The organism is Thiomicrorhabdus sp. ZW0627, from assembly GCF_029767005.1.
In the GTDB taxonomy this organism is placed as follows: Bacteria; Pseudomonadota; Gammaproteobacteria; order Thiomicrospirales; family Thiomicrospiraceae; genus Thiomicrorhabdus.
Genome location: NZ_JARUQR010000006.1, coordinates 25510 through 44972 on the forward strand (window position 1 = coordinate 25510; position 19463 = coordinate 44972).

A 19463-nucleotide genomic window follows, 5' to 3' on the forward strand; every position below is an offset into this window, starting at 1 on the left:
GCTTCTATATCGGAGTTAAAGTTTAAAAAATTCAAATAGTAAAATACTGTTTGGCTTCTTGGGCATCCAGGCGGATCTGTTCGGTCAACGCCTCGATGCTTTCAAATTTCAGTTCCGGACGGATGTAGTACTGCAAAGTCACATCCACATGCCGTCCATAAATCTCTTCTGTCCAATCGAACAAGTGTACTTCGATTGAAGGCCGGTGTCCGTTCACTGTCGGGCGGATTCCCAAATTGGCCACCCCCGGCCACGGTTTGTCCGCAATGCCGTCCACGGTCACGGCAAACACGCCTTGAACCGGCATCTGCAGACGCTTCGGATTCAGATTCAATGTCGGAAAACCGATGGTCCGACCCAATTTCTGACCGTGAATCACACGTCCACTAAACTTGAACGGTTTGCCCAACAAGGCTTGCGCCCGTTCCAAATCAGGTTTAGCCAGCGCCGCCCTGACCCGCGTACTACTGACCCGCTCGCCATCTACATGGTAGGTCGGCATATCGGTCACCGTAAATCCACTTTCCAATCCCTGACGTTGCAGATAGGCGAAATCGCCCATACGCTGTTTGCCGAAATGAAAATCGTCGCCAACCACCAAGTGCTTGACGTTCAATCCGTCCACCAAAATCTGTTTGACGAACTGTTCAGCGGTCAAGGCGGCGAACCGGCTCTCGAAACGGATACACAAAACGTAATCGATTTCGGTCTGTTGGAACGCGCTAATCTTTTCACGAAAATTCATCAACCTGACCGGCGCTTCCTCAGGGGCGAAAAACTCAATCGGCAACGGCTCGAACAACATCACCACACTCGGTAGGCCACGCGTTTTCGCCTCGGCGGTAACTGCGTCCAACACCTGCTGATGCCCCAAATGCACCCCGTCGAAATTCCCAATCGTCAAGACACAACCGTTCGCCAGCGAGTCCTGAAACAAGTTCAAATTGTGCAAGCCTCGGATTAACTGCATCTGACCGTGATTATCTTTTGATTGAGAATGAAAAAACAAGCCGTAAATTATACCGTAACTCGGTGATTAACTGTTTGTAAATCTTTTAAAAATTCCAATGAAAAAAGGTCGGGGAATTTATTTTTTGAGCAGTTTTTTAGGATTGAGGCCAAGAGCCACCAAAGCGATTCCGTAGAGCACGATGGCGCCGACTACCAAACCGCCCAGCCAAGCCATTCGCTGCCAGGCGTCAAACGCCAACCAACTGCTTGTTGCAGGCGACAACCAGAGCAGGAATCCGACCAACAACAGATTCGCTACCAGCACTTGAAAGATCAACTTACTCCAGCCAGCCAGCGGCGTGAACACCTGCTGCTTACGCAGGTACCAATACAACATTCCGGCATTTACAAAAGCCGAAACCGTTGTCGCCGCAGCCAAACCGACATGCGCGAAAGGCCCGATTAAAATCAGGTTCAGGACCGTATTGGTCACCAAAGCCACCACCGCGACCTTGACCGGCGTCTTCATGTCTTTTCGAGAGTAGAATGCCGGCGCTAGAATTTTCACCAGAATGAAGCCCAACAGCCCGAACGAATACGCCATCAAACTCATGCCAGACATGGTGACGTCGTGATCGGTGAAGGCGCCATAATGAAATAGAGACACAATTAAAGGCTCTGCCAGAAGCAGCAATCCCAGAGTGGCAGGAAGCCCGATAATCAGGACCAGGCGTAACGCACTGTCGATATCTTCCCGAAATCCTTCCCAATTTTCGTTCGCCGCTTTTTTCGACAGGCCTGGTAACACCACAGTCGCCAAAGCGACTCCGAAGACACCCAACGGAAACTCCATCAGACGATCGGAATAATAGAGCCACGATACAGAACCGGTAACCAGAAACGACGCCAGCACTGTATCGATCAACAGGTTGATTTGTGCAACCGACACCCCGAACAGCGCAGGCAGCATCAAACGTTTGACTTCACCGACACCCGGATCAGTCTCTTTGGAGGGATGCGGTAGCAGACCAAGCTTATAAAGGAACGGCAGATGAAATAAAAGTTGAACCACTCCAGCGACCAACACCCCCCAAGCCAATGCCATAACCGGTACATCCAACAGCGGCGCAACCCAGACAGCAAAACTGATCAAAACCAGATTCAGGAAAACCGGAGTAAACGCCGGTACTGCAAACTGGTTGTATGTATTCATGATGGCGGATGAAAACGCCACTAATGAGATCAGCAACAGATAAGGAAACGTAATCGATAGCATGTCTGACGCCAGATTGAATTTGACCGGATCGTCGATGAATCCGGGCGCGAACACCATCATCCACAAAGAAGAACCGAATACTCCGAACGCCGTCAGCAACAATAGAATTCCGCCCAGACGGAAACTGATTGCGTTGACCAGATGTTTGACCGCCTGCTTTCCGCGTTTCTCTTTCGCCTCGGCCAACACCGGCACAAACGCTTGAGAAAAGGCGCCTTCAGCGAAGAGTCGACGGAAGAAATTAGGAATCTTGAAGGCCACGAAGAACGCATCCGCCCCCATACTGGCACCGAAATATCGGGCAATGATCACGTCACGTACAAATCCCAACACACGTGAGATCATAGTCATTCCGCCCACGGTTGCGGTCGCTTTTAAGATTCTTTTCAAAATGAGTTCTTCTGTTTAATTAATCTAACTTCCCGCATTGTATCAAAGCTCTAGAGCGCACGCATTTAAAGCATATTAACGTTTCATGATAGGGGTTCCTATCCACCTGAAATTATGCCAAGATTAATCACAATACTACGTAGTAACACCCAACAACCAACCGGGAAGAACGATGAAAACTGCCGAATTGTTTGTGAACTGTCTGGAAAACGAGGAAGTCCGATATATCTTCGGGATACCGGGAGAAGAAAATCTCGATCTGATGGACGCTTTACTCGAAAGTAAAATCCATTTCATTCTGACGCGCCACGAACAAGGTGCCGCTTTTATGGCCGACGTCTATGGTCGCTTAACCGGACAAGCTGGCGTCTGCCTTTCCACGCTGGGGCCGGGCGCCACCAATCTGGTAACCGGCGTGGCAGATGCAAATATGGACCGGGCACCGGTAGTAGCGATCGCCGGCCAAGCCGCGACCAATCGTTTGCATAAAGAAAGTCACCAGGTTTTGGATCTGGTCAATCTGTTCGAACCCATCACCAAATACAGCACTCAAATCCTGACGCCGGACATCATTCCCGAAGTGGTTCGCAAGGCATTCAAGGTGGCACAGTCCGAAAAACCCGGCTGCTGTTTTATCGACTTTCCGGAAAACATCGCCGGGTTCGAGGTCAACAAACTGCCTTTGAAAAGGCAAAGCCCTCTGCCCCCGGAACCCAACAGACTAAAAGTACAACAGGCCGCCGACATCATCAGCGAAGCCCAATACCCGATCATCATCGCAGGCAACGGCGTTGTTCGATCAAACTCCAGCGATGCCTTGGAGGAATTCGCCTCCAAACTCAACATTCCGGTGGCGACCACCTTTATGGCAAAAGGCGTCATTTCCTGCCATCACGAACTCTCACTGGGCACGGTCGGTTTGCAGGCCGAAGACTATGTCTCCTGCGGCATCAACCGCGCGGACGTGGTAATTTGTGTCGGCTACGACATCGTCGAATACCACCCTTACCTTTGGAACCATAACCCCGAGTGCAAAATCATCCACATCGACAGCCAGCCGGCCGAAGTCGATGAATATTACATCGTCGAGGCAGGTCTTATTGGCGACATAGGTGAATCTCTGGCGAAAGTCTCCGCTATCAGTAAACGCCACCAAAAACCGGTCTACCAATCACTTAAACGCCATATTGATGAACATTTGCACGCCCATGAAAACGACGCCAACCACCCACTCAAACCTCAGAAAATTTTGCACGACTTACGTTCTGCGTTAAATCCCAAAGACATTGTGATATCAGATGTCGGAGCACATAAGATGTGGGTGGCGCGCATGTACCAGACACTGTCACCCAACACCTGCATCATCTCCAACGGATTTGCTTCCATGGGCATTTCCCTGCCGGGGGCTATCGCCGCCAAACTGGCCAACCCGGATCAGGTGGCGGTTGCCGTGACCGGCGATGCGGGCTTCTTGATGAACGTCCAAGAGATTGAAACCGCTGTCAGACTCCAAATTCCAATTATCGTCCTGATCTGGAACGACCAGCATTATGGCCTGATCAAATGGAAACAGGAAAATCACTTCGGCCGGGAAAGCAATGTCGCCTTTACCAACCCAGACTTCGTCAAACTGGCCGACGCTTTTGGGGCCAAGGGCTATCGAATCAATGCGGCGAATGAGCTGCTACCAACGCTTCAACGTGCCATCAAAGACAACTGCGTGGTATTGATTGATTGCCCGGTCGATTACTCAGAGAACCTGAAATTGACTGAAGAACTCGGTCACCTTGTCTGTCCGACCTGATTTCCAATACAAAAAAACCGGACAGGCCGGTCCGGTTTATAAATTCGGCTGAATGATGAAATCAGGCGGGTTTCTTCAATACTTTCGCCTTATACACGAAGGTTCCGAACGGAATCAGAGAAGCAACCAACCCCAAAAACCCTTTGGTTTCGGAAACATGGCCTTTCGCTACATGATAGAAAAGCACAGCGTTGAAAGCCAAAAACAGACCGCCATGCGCCCTACCCACCAAACTGACCGCTTCCGGCATACCGTAGTGGTATTTCAACGGCATCGCCACAAACAGCAACAACAATAATGACGTTCCTTCCAACAAAGCCATAAATCTTAAAAATGCCATGCCATTCCCCTTTTTTAATAAATTTCGGACATAAAAAAACCGGGATTCATCCCGGTCTTTTTCAACTCTTCGCTTTAAAAGCTAAAGAATTACGCCATCGCCTTGATGCGAGCGTTCAAACGGCTCTTGGTACGAGCGGCTTTGTTTTTAGCAATGATGCCTTTACGAGCCATACCGTCTAGGTTTGACTGAGCGTCACGGAATGCTGTGTTAGCTGCTGCCTGATCACCAGTATCGATCGCTGCGTAAACTTTTTTCAAAGAAGTACGCATTGCAGAACGCATGGAAGCGTTATGCTGACGTTGTTTTTCTGCCTGACGTGCGCGTTTTGCTGCTTGTGCTGAGTTTGCCACTTTATTTCTCCAATTTGTTTTTACGTGTTAACGATCCGTAGACCTATCATTAACAATTAACACAACATTGCCTTATGCGTACACAAGAACAATGACTACGATGTTTAAAACCACCCACACATGAATGGTTCAAGAGGATGAGAATTATCCACAATCCAAACAACCCGGTCAAGTTTTATTCCAAAAATTAACCACTTATTGAAACTGAACAGGCCTGTTCAGTTTGCAAAACAACTCAAAAACAATCTTTTGTTATAAAAATAATCGTTTTGTTTAAGGCTATCTGTAAAAAGGAGGATTTTTGTTCGTTATCAAGGCAAGGTTTGGTGACGTGTACAAATAGTACACGAACCAAAGCTTAACGCCGAGAACGGACAAAAAGACCCTTTTTATTCGCGGTGGTATGGGTGGTTGTTGATGACCGACCACGCCCGGTAAATCTGCTCGGCCACCATAATCCGCACCATCGGATGCGGCATGGTCAATTTGGACAGCCCCCATCTCCATTGGGCTTGCTCTAGCACACTCCGATCCAGACCGTCCGGCCCACCGACAATCAAAGCGATGTCCTGACCACCGGATAACCAGTCCTCCATCTTATCGGCCAATCCTTTGGTGGTGACCTGTTGGCCGTGCTCATCCAGCGCGATCAAGCGAGCGCCCTTGGGTACGGCAGCCAGAATCCGCTTGGCCTCTTCCGCCTTCATCTGCTCGACGGAACTGGTTTTACCGCGTTGCGCCATCGGCAGTTCAACCAACTTCAAGCTACAGGCTTTAGGTAACCGCTTAGCATATTCGGCATACCCTTCCTGCACCCATTTAGGCATTTTCTGTCCGACGGTGATGAAGTGGATAATCACAAATATTCCTGAGACTGTTTTGATGAGAGTGGATCAAACGGATGCGTTGTCGAGCAATTCGACAGTCGCATGCCGTCTCTACTGGATGACTGGTGTTTTATTCGCCTTCGGAATTGGCTGTAGACTTAACATCCCAAAGTTTTTCAAGCGCATAATGTGCTCGCGCCGCTTCGGTCATTACGTGAACGATGGCATTACCAAGGTCCACTAAAACCCAATCAGGCTGTGGCCCGGCTTCCACTCCCAACGGAGGGTAGCCGGCGTCCTTGAATGCCTGGGCAACCGCGTTACCGGTTGATCTCACATGAGTGGTCGAGGTACCTGTGGCCACCACCATCAAATCCGCAAACGAGCTTACGCCTGCAACGTCCATGACTTGGATATCGCGTGCTTTACTATCTTCCAAGCTCTGCACGATCAATTCTTTGATTTCTGCTAATTCCATATCTTTGATTCTTTTCCTTTATTCCACATCTTGATAGAGATGGTTCTGTTGTATGTATTCGATGACAGCCGGCGGCATCAGATAATCGACCGACTGTCCTTGTTGTAAATAATTCCGTAACGCCGTCGCGCTCAAGTCCAGCTGCGTGACCTGGACATCTACGATCTGCTCACATAGCTGCGTAAACTGTTTAACGTGATGCGCCCGCAAAATCTGCCCGGCTTCGGAGTATAGCGGCAGGGCTTCTCCCGGGCGATGCGTCACTGCGACGTTCGCCAGACGCAATATCTCCTGCCAATTATGCCAGGTGTGAAAGTTCGCAAACGCATCGGTTCCCATGATCAACACCAGTCCGGCATCAACGTAACGCTGTTTCAATTCCGCCAAAGTATCCACCATATAGGACGGGCCGCCACGGTCGATCTCAATCGTGTCCAAGCAAAAGGTCGGTTGCCCTGCAATCGCCCTTTCGATCATCTCGCACCGCTGTTCGGCAGACACACTGGGCTGGCCCCGATGCACCGGTTGATAACAAGGCACAAAACGAACCTGATCCAAGCCCAACTTCATCTGGACTTCCAGAGCCGGTCGCAGATGGCCGTAATGGATCGGGTCGAAAGTGCCTCCGTTAATACCGATTAAACGCATATCCACCCGACAATCGCCATTACTGACGAATGGTGCCGTCTCCAAGCACGATGTATTTCTGGGAAGTTAGCCCTTCCAACCCTACCGGGCCGCGGGCATGGAACTTATCGGTACTGATCCCGATTTCCGCACCCAGACCATATTCGAAACCGTCTGCAAAACGCGTCGAAGCGTTAACCATTACCGAACTGGAATCAACCTCGGCCAGAAAACGACGTGAAGTGCTGAAGTTTTCGGTAATGATCGATTCGGTGTGCCCCGAACTGTATTGTGCGATGTGATCCATTGCCGCATCCACATCCGCCACAACACGAATCGACAGGATCGGCGCCAAATATTCGGTCGCCCAATCTTCTTCTGTGGCTGGTACTGCATCAATAATGGCACGTGTCTTTTCACAACCGCGTAACTCAACACCTTTCTCGGCATATTGTTTGGCTAATTCCGGCAATACTTTTTCGGCTTGCGACTCGGCGACCAATAGAGTCTCCATCGCGTTACAGACACCGTAACGATGCGTTTTAGCATTGACCGCAACACGAATCGCCTTATCGTAATCGGCCGCGTCATCGATGTAGACGTGACAAATACCGTCCAAATGTTTGATTACCGGTACGCGTGCGTTCTGACTGATGCGTTCGATCAGCCCTTTACCGCCACGTGGAATAATGACGTCCACATATTCCGGCATGGCAATCAATTCACCCACTGCCGCACGGTCGGTTGTTTCCACCACTTGAACTGCGGTTTCAGGCAGGCCTGCCTGCTTCAGTCCCTGCTGAATGCAACTTGCCAACGCCTGGTTTGAAAAAGCCGCTTCCGAACCGCCACGCAAAATCGCCGCATTACCCGACTTAAGGCACAGCGCCGCCGCATCCGCAGTCACGTTAGGACGCGATTCGTAAATGATTCCCACCACCCCCAATGGGACTCGCATCTTACCGACCTGAATGCCGGAAGGACGGTAGCTCATATCGGTCACTTCGCCGACAGGATCCTGCAAAGCCGCAACCTGACGCAAACCTTCCGCAATGCCGGCAATTCCAGCATCGGTCAATGCCAGACGATCCAACATCGCTGCATCCAGTCCGTTCTGTCTGCCGTTCTCAAGGTCTTTGGCATTTTCCGCCTTCAAACTTTCAGCGGAATTTTCGATGGCTTCGGCCATGGCCAACAGAGCCTGGTTTTTCTGTGCGGTGCTGGCACTGACCAATACTCTGGCGGCCTTTCTGGCCTGCTGACCCAACTGTTGCATATAGGCTTGAATATCCATGCGTTACGCTTCCTATCCCTTTTCTATCTGTTCTTTAATTCGTTTTTGTCCGCGAACTCTCAATTCGCGATTTTGTTAACCAGTGCCGTCAATCCCATCCAGACTTCTTCGGCGTCGAGTGTTTTGCGAATGCCTTTAATCATCAAATCAATCTGCAGAGCCTCTTTCAATAAACCCTGCCAGTAATCACCCTGATGACGCTGCAAGGCCGAACCGACTTCATTCTGGCGTGATTGCCAGATACGCAGCTGTTTATACGCTTGAGCCAGTGGCATGGACTGACGCAACTGCGAAAGTTCCACAAGCTGACGGATCTCCTTGGCCAACAACCACAGAATCACCGGAGCTTCCAAGCCTTCCTGTCGCAAACGCAATAGCATCTGCTGGGCATGATCGGATTTGCCAAGCAACATCGACGTCGCCAACGCAAACAACTGATAATGCGCCTGGTCGACAACACTGTCGGCAATTATCTGTGCGTTGATGCTGGAATTGGCCGGATAGAGCAAGCTCAGTTTGATCAATTCCTGGTCAGCCGCAAGCAAATTACCCTCGACACGTTCCGCCAGTAATGCCGCCGCTTCCGGCTCCAGTTGTAATCCGTACTGAACGGCTTTCTGCTGGCACCACCCCGGCAGAGCCTGTGTCGGCACAGGCTTGGCCTGAACCACGAGTCCTGCTGATTCAATCGCTGAAACCCATTTGGATTTAAGCTGACGGCTGTCGAGTTTTTCGCACTCCAATAGCACAATCACTTCCGGAGGCATTCCGGCCTGCGCCTGCGTCAGGTTGGCCCAATCCTGTATGAACTTGGTGCCGTCGGTTCCCGGAGAACCTTTCGGCATAGAGACCATAACCACCCGCTGTTCCGAAAACAGGGAGCCCGCTTGGGTTTCCATCTGCAGTGACTGCCAATCAAACCCGGCATCCACCTCGTAACGGTCGCCGAACAGATACCCTTGCGACTGCAAATTCTGTCTCAAACCGTCCACGCAATCCCTCAAAAACAACGCTTCTTCACCATGGAACAGATAGATCGGCTTTAGATCCACGGTTCCCTGTTGTAACTGATTTAAAAAAGCGCTGGCTAAAATCACGGTGTTTTATTCAACTTATTTTGTTTATATGGGATTCAAAATGTTTTTCAAACTTGGACGAACCGTCATTTGGCAACCTCGTCGCCCTGTTTTGATCTCTTCAACAGAGCGCGGTTGATGCGATCCACGATCTGACGAGCGACCTCCTGAGCCATTTGGCGGCGGATGTCTTCCAACTCACGGTTTGAAGCCAACAACGCATTGTTGTCAATCTGGTGATCGCGGTAACTGCTGACCTCCGCATTCAACAACATGACTTCGGTCGCAACCTCTTCAACCTCAAACGCCTGTTTAAGAGTTAACAACAAAGACGAAACGTCACCAGTTCCGGTATAACTGGTTCTCGACTGGTGGCTATAGGTCGTTGCGAGACGCACCTCCAATTCCGCACCGGCCAGACTGTCGGCAATCGTAACACCACTGCTCTTAAGCTGTTGTTTCAACGCATCTGCCACATCAGGCTGAACAGACTCCAGGCCGGAAAGCTTAACGCTTTTAAACTGCACTTCTCCAGCTGTGCCGTAGCCACGAAGGTGGAAACCGCAGCCACTCAATAAAGTGACCGCAAACAACACGAGCAACACACCCGCACCTATTCTCAAAGTGTCCATCGACACGTCAAACGGAGCGTTTGAAACCCGGCAGGCCTGTTGGGTTTTCGAAGGCGTCGAAACCGACATCGTCATACCGAATCCTTAACCTTTAACAACCAAGTTGACCAAACGGCCCGGCACAACGATCTCTTTCACAATCTCCTTACCGTCGATGAACTTCAACACAGCTTCATCGGCTTTGGCTGCGGCCAGGATCGTATCCTTATCAGCATCCGCGGCCACTTCAACCTTACCGCGAAGCTTACCGTTGACCTGAACCATCATCTCGATTTCCGATTTCACCAGTGCCGACTCATCGACTTCCGGCCAGCTTACGTCTAACACCAAACCGGACTTGCCAAGCGATGCCCACAAACTCTGAGCCATATGCGGCGCCATCGGCGACAACATGCAAACCAGAATTTCCAACGCTTCCTGCATCACCGCTCGACCCTGCGCCGTTTCGTCTTCAAACTTGCTAAGTTCGTTCATCAGCTCCATACACGCCGCAATAGCGGTATTGAAGTGCTGACGGCGACCCATGTCGTCCGTCACTTTCTGCAAAGTCTCGTGCACTTTCAAACGCAATGCCTTCTGTGCTTTGTCCAAACCTTCCGAAGAAGTGGACGCCTCAACAGAACCTTGTTCCAAATGGCCGTGCACCTGACGCCAGACACGGTTCAGGAAGCGGAATGCCCCTTCCACCCCTTTGTCCGACCATTCCAAACTCTGCTCCGGCGGAGCCGCGAACATGATGAACAGTCGTACCGTATCGGCACCGAATTTCTCGATCAACTCCTGAGGATCGACCGTGTTCCCTTTGGACTTGGACATCTTTGATCCGTCCAGCAACACCATCCCCTGCGTCAACAGGTTTTTGAACGGTTCGTCGGACTTGACCAAGCCCTGGTCACGCATCAACTTGTGGAAGAAACGCGCGTACAACAGGTGAAGAATCGCATGTTCGATTCCGCCGATATACTGATCGACCGGCGCCCAATAGTCGGCACGCTCGTCCAACATCGCCTTGTCGTTGTCTTTCGAGGTATAACGTGCGTGATACCAGGACGATTCAAAAAAGGTATCGAACGTATCGGTTTCACGTTTGGCACGGCCACCACATTGAGGACATTCACAATTCTTGAAGCTATCCATTTTCGCAAGCGGCGAACCGGAACCGTCCGGCACCACGTCTTCAGGCAGACGAACCGGCAACTGCTCTTCCGGAACCGGCAAGGCACCACAAGCCGGGCAATAGATGACCGGAATCGGGCAACCCCAGTAACGCTGACGGGAGATACCCCAGTCACGCAAACGGTAGTTGGTCTGTTTCTCGCCCAAACCTTTCTCACCCAAGACTTTCGCCATTTCATGCAAGGCCTGCTTGGATTTCAATCCGTCAAACTGACCTGAGTTGACCAAAATGCCTTTTTCTGTAAACGCCTGCTCGGAAATGTCCGCCATCTCATCGGCGCTCGGGGCAATAACCGCTTTCATCGGCAAGTCATAAGCCTTGGCGAATTCATAATCACGCTGGTCGTGTGCCGGTACCGACATGACCGCGCCTGTTCCATACCCCATCAACACGAAATTGGCCGCCCAAACCGGGACTTCTTCACCAGTAATCGGGTGTGTCACACGGATTCCGGTATCAACCCCTTTCTTCTCCATGGTTTCCATATCGGCTTCAGCCGTGGAGATATGCGAACACTCTTCAATGAAACGCTCAAGCGGCTCGTTGTTCAAAGCGGCTCTTTTCGCCATAGGATGATCGGCGGCGATGGCAACGTAAGTCACCCCCATCAATGTATCCGGACGGGTGGTGTACACATCTAATGTTTTATCGTCTTCGCCAATGATCGGGAACGAAATCTGCAGGCCTGTCGATTTCCCGATCCAGTTTTTCTGCATGGTCTTGACCTGTTCCGGCCAACCTTCCAATTTATCCAAATCGTTTAGAAGCTCTTCGGCGTAATCTGTGATGCGCAAGAACCACTGAGCAATCTCTTTACGCTCAACCGGTGCACCGGAGCGCCAACCTTTACCGTCGATAACCTGTTCGTTTGCCAGTACCGTCTGATCGACCGGATCCCAGTTAACTACAGACAACTTACGGTAAACCAAGCCTTTTTCCATCAGCTTGGTGAACAACCACTGTTCCCAACGGTAGTATTCCGGATGACAGGTCGCCACTTCACGCGTCCAGTCGTATCCCAAGCCAAGCGACTTCAACTGATTACGCATGTAATCGATGTTCTCGTACGTCCACTTGGCCGGTGCGACCTTGTGCTGCATCGCCGCGTTTTCCGCCGGCAGACCGAACGCATCCCAACCCATCGGCTGCAAAACATTTTTGCCCTGCATACGCTGAAAGCGCGAGATCACATCACCGATGGTGTAGTTACGCACATGCCCCATGTGCAGCTTACCGCTCGGGTAAGGGAACATGGACAGGCAGTAATACTTCTCTTTGCTCTCATCTTCGGTGACGACAAAGGTTTGGTTCTCATCCCAATACTTCTGAATTTCGGCTTCGATCTGTTGCGGTTGATACTGAACTTCTGACATGAATTTTTTCTTCTGCTTTCTAAAAACTTAAATCGTTTAAAATCAGTTCCAAGGGCTAAAATGCCTGAGCGGAACTTCGGCTTGATAAATCAAATAAATAAGTTCAATATTATAGTAGATACAGACACGTCAGAGGGAAAAATAATGAGTCAACATAAAATGTTGCATGCTTACCGTACATTGTTGAATTTTGCGATGCGCACAGCGATTTCAGCGGAAAACGCAACTTGGTCGCTGCTTGGCAAAACCATCGAAAAAGCCGAGCAGATCGATCACGACCTGGAAGAACTTACCGACAAGGAATTCAAGCAGGTTCAGGAAGATTTGCAGGCTGACTTGATGCAGACGGCGGAATACCTAGCCGATGTTGAAAAAGGCATCGATGAATTTCTGGATATGGACCTACCGGTTCTGGAACAGATACTGATCGACAAAGCCCTAAGCTTGGCGGATCCGACGGAAATCACGGTTTTACGATTCCGTTTGGCGGCGGCTATGGATGAAAACCATCCGATTCTCGAAGAAGCCCACAAACATTAAACCGTTAACCTTGAATCGGTACTTCAAACGCACTCTCTAACGAGTGCGTTTATACTGTAGAAGCACCCTACACTTTCGCCGCTTCCTTTTCTTTCCATATACGCTTCAAATTATGGATATAGATAATCAGAATAAAAAAGGCGGTTGAAATTCCACCTAGAATCAACAACGTCCAATTCTCTTCCGGCACGGTATCGAGAAGAATTAATTTTCGGATAATCACGACAAACGCAATCTCCAAAAAGGTCAGCGCGTAATCAAAACTGTTATTTATAAACAGAGCCTTAACGATTGCCAACACGATCAAAGTAAATAACGCATCCGTCAGCAATACTTTAATCGACGGGAAATCCAAAACACCCTGCGCAAGAATGAATTCAAGCAGTTTACTTGAAATACTAAACAAACAGGCAGCAAGATACACCACCATAAAAACAATGAAAACAAGTCGAAGCAACGAAACAGCTTTCACCATACCAAGCTCAACCTCTTTTTGCACCAAAAGGTCTAACTTAGCCAACCAACTATTTTTCGGTTCCATGAAATTACCAGGAAAGATATTAAGAGAAGTTAACTTTGGAAATTAACAATCAAACGACCGTTTGAATAGACCAATTGTATCAAAGGCAAAGACAAACCGAACAGCATGCGGAAAAAAATCTCACCATTCATTTCCGCACGATCAAGCAGACAGGCCCTTCAGACTTTAGAATCTTTCTGTCGACCAGAAAGCTTAGAAAAACGTCCGGAAAGGAAGTAACGTTTACTAAGAACAAAAGCAAAAATGGTGAACAGCATAAACAATACCGGCAAGTTACGCCATTCAGCAAAGAACGTCATCCCCTCGTAAGGCTGAACGTCTCCTCTCAACACGCCCTCTTCATAAGGTGGAATCGACTGTTTCACCACACCGTCCACGCCGACAATAATCGTATTCCCGGTATTGGTGCTACGTGCGATTTCCCGTCCCAGCTCCAATGCTCGCATACGAACCTCCTGCACCTGCTGATCCGGTTCGAAGGTATGCGCAAACCAAGCATCGTTACTCACTGTAAGCAAATACTTGGCATCCGGCAGATAGCGAGCCAGTTCATCACCAAAAGCCATCTCGTAGCAGATACTTAAACCCGCTAGCTGACCACCCAACATCATCGGTGGTTGATCGGCACTGCCAGCAGTAAAGGTCGAAAAAGGAATATCGAACAGGCCCGTCAGGAATTCAAACAGCGAATGGAAAGGAAAGAACTCACTGAACGGCACCAAATGACTTTTCAGATATCGATCTTCGGGCTTATGAAGGTTCACCACAGCGTTGTAATAGTTATCCCCACCTTCATCACCCGTAATCACGCCGACCACAATATCGGTATTGAGCAGCTTGGCGTCTCTGATGAACGAATATAAAGCCCCTTTCTCGACCACATCAAAGTAGGTCGGGATTGCGGTTTCCGGCCAGACCACCACATCAGCATCCATATTCTGTTTGGTATGAGTGACATAGGACTTCAAGGTAGGATAGAAATTCTGCTTCTGCCATTTCTCTTCCTGCGGGATATTGCCCTGAACCAATGCGACATCGATCGGCTTGCCAACCGGTTTCACCCACTCCACTTGCTGCAGGAAACCGCCTCCGATCCACAGAGCAGCCAACAAAACGCTCGGAAGCAGCCAGGCGCGCTGCTTCACAAACCACAGCAGCAGCCCGGCGCTCATCGCCACCGCCCAACTGACTCCTAGAACACCCAGAAGCGGTGCGTAGCCTTCCAGCCAAGTGTCAAGATGGCTCATTCCCAACGGCAAGAACGGAAAACCGCCGAACAGGGTTGCGCGCAAATATTCGCCCAGCACCCATACCGCGGGAAACAATAGAAACAAAGCTGGTGCGGTTCGCTTTCCGTCTCTGAAAGCAAATGCCAAAAGTCCGGACAACCCTGTATACAGCGCCAAAAATAGGACGAACGCAAAGGTAGCAAGAACCGCAGCGATCAGATGAACGCCGGAATAGAAATACATACTGGAAAACAGCCAGCTGACTCCCAGTCCAAACTGCCCCAGCCCGAACCACATGCCAAGCTTGAAACCGTCCAGACGACTCTCCGCCTCCAACCATAGGGCGAACAAGCCCGCCAACGAGATCAGAATAACCGGAGAATAGGAAAACGGCGCATAGGCGAACACCGAAACCACCCCAAGCAAAAATGCGATGAGATGGTTTTTACGGGGTACGAAGGCCGAACCGATGATTCTCCAAAAGAATTTCAATTAATCGGCCTCGATTTCAGGATACACCTGGCTTGAATCGAGCGGCTGGACTTTAAACAATTCGGCACGGCGATCGCTGGCCTTGAATACGGTAAAATTCAAGCCGCAAAGTTCAATCTCTTCACCCTCGACCGGAACATGCCCCAATTCAAGCGCCAAAGTTCCGCCAATGGTTTCACTTTTATCCGTTGGAACGTCCACACGGAAAAATGCATTAAACTCGTCAAGCGGCGTGATCGCCTTAACCGTGTAAGCACCTCCGACGTACTTCTGGATGAAAGAGTCTTCATCCACGTCATGTTCGTCTTCAATATTACCGACGATTTGCTCCAACACATCCTCGATCGTCACCAATCCGGCCAGCTCACCGTACTCATCGACGACCAAAGCCAAGTGGTTGCGACTGGTCTTAAAATCGTGCAACAGCATATTCAAACGTTTGCTTTCCGGAACGAATGTCGGCTCACGATAAATCGCTTCCAACTCTTCCTTAGTCTTCAATTCGCCTTTGACCACCGCACGAAACACATCCTTAGCCAACAGAACCCCGACGATACCGCCCTGAGTCCCTTCAATCACCGGATAACGCGAATGCGATGTTTCCAACATCTGTTCCAAAATCACTTCCAAAGGCTCCGAAGCGTCCACCACTTCAATTTGCATCCTTGGAATCATGATGTCTCTGACTCGTGCTTCAGAGACGTTTAACACACCTTCGATCATCAACTGCGCATCCGAGTCTATCACCCCCTGGCTTTGCGCATCTTTGATCATATCTAGAAGCTCTTCCCGACTCTCCGGTTCATCTGAAAATACCTTTCCAAGACGCTCTAACCACGAAGAGCCGCTACTACTGTCGCTCATTAGCTTTAGTTACCTTCCATTATAAAAATTCTGTTTGATCACACCTGTTCGTCATAAGGATCGGCATAACCCAATCCGTGCATGATCTCGATCTCCAAGGCTTCCATCTCTTCCGCCTCGTCATCCTCTATATGGTCATAACCTTGCAAATGCAAGGTGCCGTGCACAATCATATGCGCCCAATGGGCTTCCAATGTTTTGCCCTGCTCTTCCGCTTCCTTCGCCACCACATCGGCACAGATTACCAAGTCGCCAAGATAAGGCAATGCCTCGCCAAGATCCAGCAGGCCTGGTGGGTTTTCGAATTCAAACGAAAGCACATTGGTGGGTTTATCCTTGCCTCTATAATCGCGGTTCAGGGTCTGACTCTCTTCCTCATCCACGATCCTTACGGTCAGCTCATTGGCTTCATTCGCCAACTCACCGACCAAACTGGCTTGAACCCACTGCTCACACTGCTCCAATGTGGGAATTTTTTGCGGCTCGATCGCCCACTGCAAATCTACCTCAACCATTTTCGCCTCCGGCATTGTGCTTTAACAAACTGAAATTAAACTCCATACTGCAAACCTTCGGCACCATCAACCTTTAGATGTCTTACCGGCATGTTTACGATCATACTGGTCGTAGGCCTTGACGATTTTCTGAACCAGAGAATGGCGCACCACGTCTTTAGCCTGATAAAAAGTAAAGCCAATGTCTTCGACCCCATCCAACACCTCAATCACATGGCGCAAGCCGGATTTCTGGTGTTTCGGCAAGTCACACTGGGTAATGTCGCCAGTGATCACCGCCGTGGAAGAGAACCCCATACGAGTCAGGAACATTTTCATCTGTTCCATGGTCGTGTTTTGCGCCTCATCCAAAATGATGAAAGCTTCATTCAGAGTGCGTCCGCGCATGAAAGCCAGTGGAGCCACCTCGATCACATTTTTTTCGATCAGACGCTCGACCGTTTCAAATCCGAGCATTTCGAACAACGCATCGAACAGAGGACGTAGGTAAGGGTCAACTTTCTGGCTCAAATCTCCCGGCAAAAAGCCTAATTTCTCACCCGCTTCAACCGCCGGACGCGTCAAAATGATGCGTCGAACCTTTTCGTTCTCCAAAGCTTCCACCGCACAGGCAACGGCCAAGTAGGTCTTCCCGGTTCCGGCCGGACCGATTCCGAAATTGATGTCGTATTCCTGAATCGATTCCACATACTGGGCCTGGTTGGCGTTACGCGTTTTAATGACCTTACGGCGCGTCTTGATCAATTTCTGCTCGACCGTCATTGGCTGAGCCTCATCCAACCCTAAATCATGAAGTGCCAGATGCACTTTCTCAGGATCCAACGTTTCCGAAGCCGTTTCTTCATACAAATCGCGCAGCAGCTGTTCGGCCTGCACCAAGCGATCACCCAATCCGGTAACGAAAACGGTAAACCCACGGGCGTTGAGTTCAACCCCCAAACGCAATTCGATCTGTTCCAGATGTTCGTTGTGCCAGCCGAATAGATTCTGCAGGCGCTCATTATCCTGAGGATAAAGATCAAATTGAATAGTATGCAATGTTGTCAATAGTGACTCTCGGAGCTAAAAAATGAAAAAACGTTATTATTTCAAATAAATAATAACGCTTGCATGAAAATTATATGACCGACTGTGATCTACGGAACGATGAAACTAAGTTTACAACGCATGAAATTGTGGCGCAACGTGTTTATCTGCTTCCGGCGTTGCGACCAATTTTCCGCGCAAGGAGTTAGGCAATGCTTCAAGGATTTCAACATCCACAAACTGGCCGATCAATTCCGGTGAACCTTCGAAATTCACCACACGGTTATTTTCGGTACGGCCCGCCACTTCATTAAACTTATTACGCGATAAACGCTCCACCAGTACACTCTGAACCGTTCCAATCATACCCTCGCTGATCTCAGCGGTCTGTTTATTAAGCAGTTCCTGCAATGCATACAAGCGGCGCTTCTTCTTCTCCATCGGCTCTTCATCCGGCAAGCTTGCAGCCGGAGTCCCCGGACGTGGACTGTAGATGAAGCTGAACGAACGGTCGTACTTAAGTTCTTCAACCAAAGCCAAAGTCTCTTTGAAATCGTCACAGGTTTCACCCGGGAAACCGATGATGAAATCACCCGACAAACTCAGGTTCGGACGCAGAGCTCGGATCTTACGGATCGTCGACTTATATTCAAGCGCCATGTGGTTACGCTTCATCAATGCCAAAACACGATCGGAACCCGACTGAATCGGCAGATGCAAGTGTGACACCAGCTCTGGAATCTCCGCATAACAATCGATGATGCTCTGGGTCATCTCGTTAGGATGCGACGTCGTAAAACGGATACGGTCAATGCCCTCGACGGCTCTGACCGCGTGCATCAGAACCGCCAGATCCGCAATCTCGCCATCCGGCATTTCACCACGGTAAGCGTTGACGTTCTGACCAAGCAAATTGACTTCGCGAACACCCTGTTCAGCCAAAGAACGGATTTCATGCATCACATCCTCAAACGGACGGCTGACTTCTTCACCACGCGTATAAGGCACCACACAGAAAGTGCAATATTTGGAACACCCTTCCATGACCGACACCATCGCAGAAACGCCGCTAACTTCCGGCTCAGGCAAATTATCGAACTTCTCGATTTCAGGAAACGAGATGTCGATAACGGCCTTTTTCTTTTTAATGCTTTCATCGCCGCGCATCGCCAATGCTTCGTCGATCATCGCCGGCAAACGGTGCAAGGTCTGTGGCCCGAAAATCACATCCACACTTGGTGCACGCTGTCGAATCACCTGGCCTTCCTGGGAAGCCACACAACCACCAACCCCGATGACGCGATTCGGCTTTTCCTGCTTCCATTTGGCCCAACGACCCAACTCGGAAAACACCTTTTCCTGGGCCTTTTCACGAACCGAACAGGTATTCATCAGCACCACATCAGCCTCTTCCGGCTCCGTGACCAACTTCAAGCCGTGGGTTTTTTCCAATAAACTCGCCATCTTGTCAGAATCGTATTCGTTCATCTGACAACCGTAGGTGATCACGTAAAGTCCGCCAGTAAAAGGAGAGGTTTGCGACATACTATTTTCCGTACTCAATATAAGGTTTCGCTATAAAGCTATGTAACTGAATATTATATAAAAATTAAGGTCGCGTATTCTAACACAGAGTTTTAGAAAACCCTAAAAACGAT

19 protein-coding genes are annotated in these 19463 nt (G+C 49.7%); 2 read left to right on the forward strand and 17 right to left on the reverse strand.

Going from position 1 to position 19463, the window contains the following annotated elements:
- Positions 1-31: 31 nt before the first annotated feature.
- Both ribF and murJ read right to left on the reverse strand, forming a co-directional pair.
- Positions 32-970, reverse strand: coding sequence for a bifunctional riboflavin kinase/FAD synthetase (gene ribF / locus QCB45_RS10455; RefSeq protein ID WP_279420937.1), 939 nt, complete (start codon positions 968-970; stop codon positions 32-34).
- A gap of 117 nt (positions 971-1087) precedes the next feature.
- Positions 1088-2617, reverse strand: coding sequence for a murein biosynthesis integral membrane protein MurJ (murJ, locus tag QCB45_RS10460; RefSeq protein WP_279420938.1), 1530 nt, complete (start codon positions 2615-2617; stop codon positions 1088-1090).
- 172 nt (positions 2618-2789) lie between these two features.
- Here murJ and QCB45_RS10465 point away from each other — a divergent pair, with 172 nt between their 5' ends.
- Complete coding sequence (locus QCB45_RS10465; RefSeq protein ID WP_279420940.1) at positions 2790-4421, forward strand: acetolactate synthase large subunit; 1632 nt, start codon at positions 2790-2792, stop codon at positions 4419-4421.
- 61 nt (positions 4422-4482) lie between these two features.
- Here the strand turns inward: QCB45_RS10465 and QCB45_RS10470 are convergent, their stop codons facing one another.
- The 9 genes from QCB45_RS10470 to leuS all read right to left on the reverse strand — a co-directional run bounded on the left by QCB45_RS10470 (position 4483) and on the right by leuS (position 12598).
- A complete protein-coding gene (locus tag QCB45_RS10470; protein ID WP_279420941.1) occupies positions 4483-4761 on the reverse strand; it encodes a DUF3817 domain-containing protein in 279 nt (92 codons plus the stop codon).
- An 89-nt stretch (positions 4762-4850) separates the two neighbouring features.
- Positions 4851-5114, reverse strand: a complete 264-nt coding sequence (gene rpsT, locus QCB45_RS10475) for a 30S ribosomal protein S20 (RefSeq protein ID WP_279420942.1) — start codon at positions 5112-5114, stop codon at positions 4851-4853.
- 389 nt (positions 5115-5503) lie between these two features.
- Positions 5504-5974, reverse strand: a complete 471-nt coding sequence (gene rlmH / locus QCB45_RS10480; RefSeq protein WP_279420943.1) for a 23S rRNA (pseudouridine(1915)-N(3))-methyltransferase RlmH — start codon at positions 5972-5974, stop codon at positions 5504-5506.
- A 97-nt stretch (positions 5975-6071) separates the two neighbouring features.
- The gene (gene rsfS / locus QCB45_RS10485; RefSeq protein WP_279420944.1) at positions 6072-6419 is read right to left on the reverse strand and encodes a ribosome silencing factor; all 348 of its coding nucleotides are present in this window, start codon (positions 6417-6419) and stop codon (positions 6072-6074) included.
- Positions 6420-6437: 18 nt separating this feature from the next.
- Entirely contained in the window at positions 6438-7067 is a 630-nt protein-coding gene (gene nadD / locus QCB45_RS10490; RefSeq protein ID WP_279421091.1) for a nicotinate-nucleotide adenylyltransferase, read from the reverse strand.
- Between the two features lie 19 nt (positions 7068-7086).
- Positions 7087-8340, reverse strand: a complete 1254-nt coding sequence (locus tag QCB45_RS10495) for a glutamate-5-semialdehyde dehydrogenase (RefSeq protein ID WP_279420945.1) — start codon at positions 8338-8340, stop codon at positions 7087-7089.
- A 59-nt stretch (positions 8341-8399) separates the two neighbouring features.
- Positions 8400-9437, reverse strand: coding sequence for a DNA polymerase III subunit delta (gene holA / locus QCB45_RS10500; RefSeq protein WP_279420946.1), 1038 nt, complete (start codon positions 9435-9437; stop codon positions 8400-8402).
- A gap of 65 nt (positions 9438-9502) precedes the next feature.
- On the reverse strand, positions 9503-10123 hold the full coding sequence (lptE, locus tag QCB45_RS10505) for an LPS assembly lipoprotein LptE (RefSeq protein WP_279420947.1): 621 nt from the start codon (positions 10121-10123) through the stop codon (positions 9503-9505).
- Positions 10124-10132: 9 nt separating this feature from the next.
- Positions 10133-12598: a leucine--tRNA ligase gene (gene leuS, locus QCB45_RS10510; protein ID WP_279420949.1), complete on the reverse strand. Its 2466-nt coding sequence runs from the start codon at positions 12596-12598 to the stop codon at positions 10133-10135.
- A 144-nt stretch (positions 12599-12742) separates the two neighbouring features.
- On the opposite strand from leuS, the gene QCB45_RS10515 reads away from it, so the two are divergent.
- Positions 12743-13138: a hypothetical protein gene (locus QCB45_RS10515; RefSeq protein ID WP_279420950.1), complete on the forward strand. Its 396-nt coding sequence runs from the start codon at positions 12743-12745 to the stop codon at positions 13136-13138.
- A gap of 67 nt (positions 13139-13205) precedes the next feature.
- On the opposite strand, the gene QCB45_RS10520 is transcribed toward QCB45_RS10515, so the two are convergent.
- The 6 genes from QCB45_RS10520 to miaB all read right to left on the reverse strand — a co-directional run bounded on the left by QCB45_RS10520 (position 13206) and on the right by miaB (position 19350).
- Entirely contained in the window at positions 13206-13679 is a 474-nt protein-coding gene (locus tag QCB45_RS10520) for a hypothetical protein (RefSeq protein ID WP_279420951.1), read from the reverse strand.
- A 158-nt stretch (positions 13680-13837) separates the two neighbouring features.
- Positions 13838-15400: an apolipoprotein N-acyltransferase gene (lnt, locus tag QCB45_RS10525; protein WP_279420952.1), complete on the reverse strand. Its 1563-nt coding sequence runs from the start codon at positions 15398-15400 to the stop codon at positions 13838-13840.
- Positions 15401-16264 carry a CBS domain-containing protein gene (locus QCB45_RS10530; protein ID WP_279420953.1) on the reverse strand — a complete coding sequence of 288 codons (864 nt, stop codon included), beginning with the start codon at positions 16262-16264 and terminating at the stop codon, positions 15401-15403.
- Positions 16265-16302: 38 nt separating this feature from the next.
- Complete coding sequence (ybeY, locus tag QCB45_RS10535) at positions 16303-16779, reverse strand: rRNA maturation RNase YbeY (protein WP_279420954.1); 477 nt, start codon at positions 16777-16779, stop codon at positions 16303-16305.
- 66 nt (positions 16780-16845) lie between these two features.
- Positions 16846-17826: a PhoH family protein gene (locus tag QCB45_RS10540; protein ID WP_279420955.1), complete on the reverse strand. Its 981-nt coding sequence runs from the start codon at positions 17824-17826 to the stop codon at positions 16846-16848.
- Between the two features lie 111 nt (positions 17827-17937).
- Complete coding sequence (gene miaB / locus QCB45_RS10545; RefSeq protein WP_279420957.1) at positions 17938-19350, reverse strand: tRNA (N6-isopentenyl adenosine(37)-C2)-methylthiotransferase MiaB; 1413 nt, start codon at positions 19348-19350, stop codon at positions 17938-17940.
- Positions 19351-19463 lie beyond the last annotated feature (113 nt).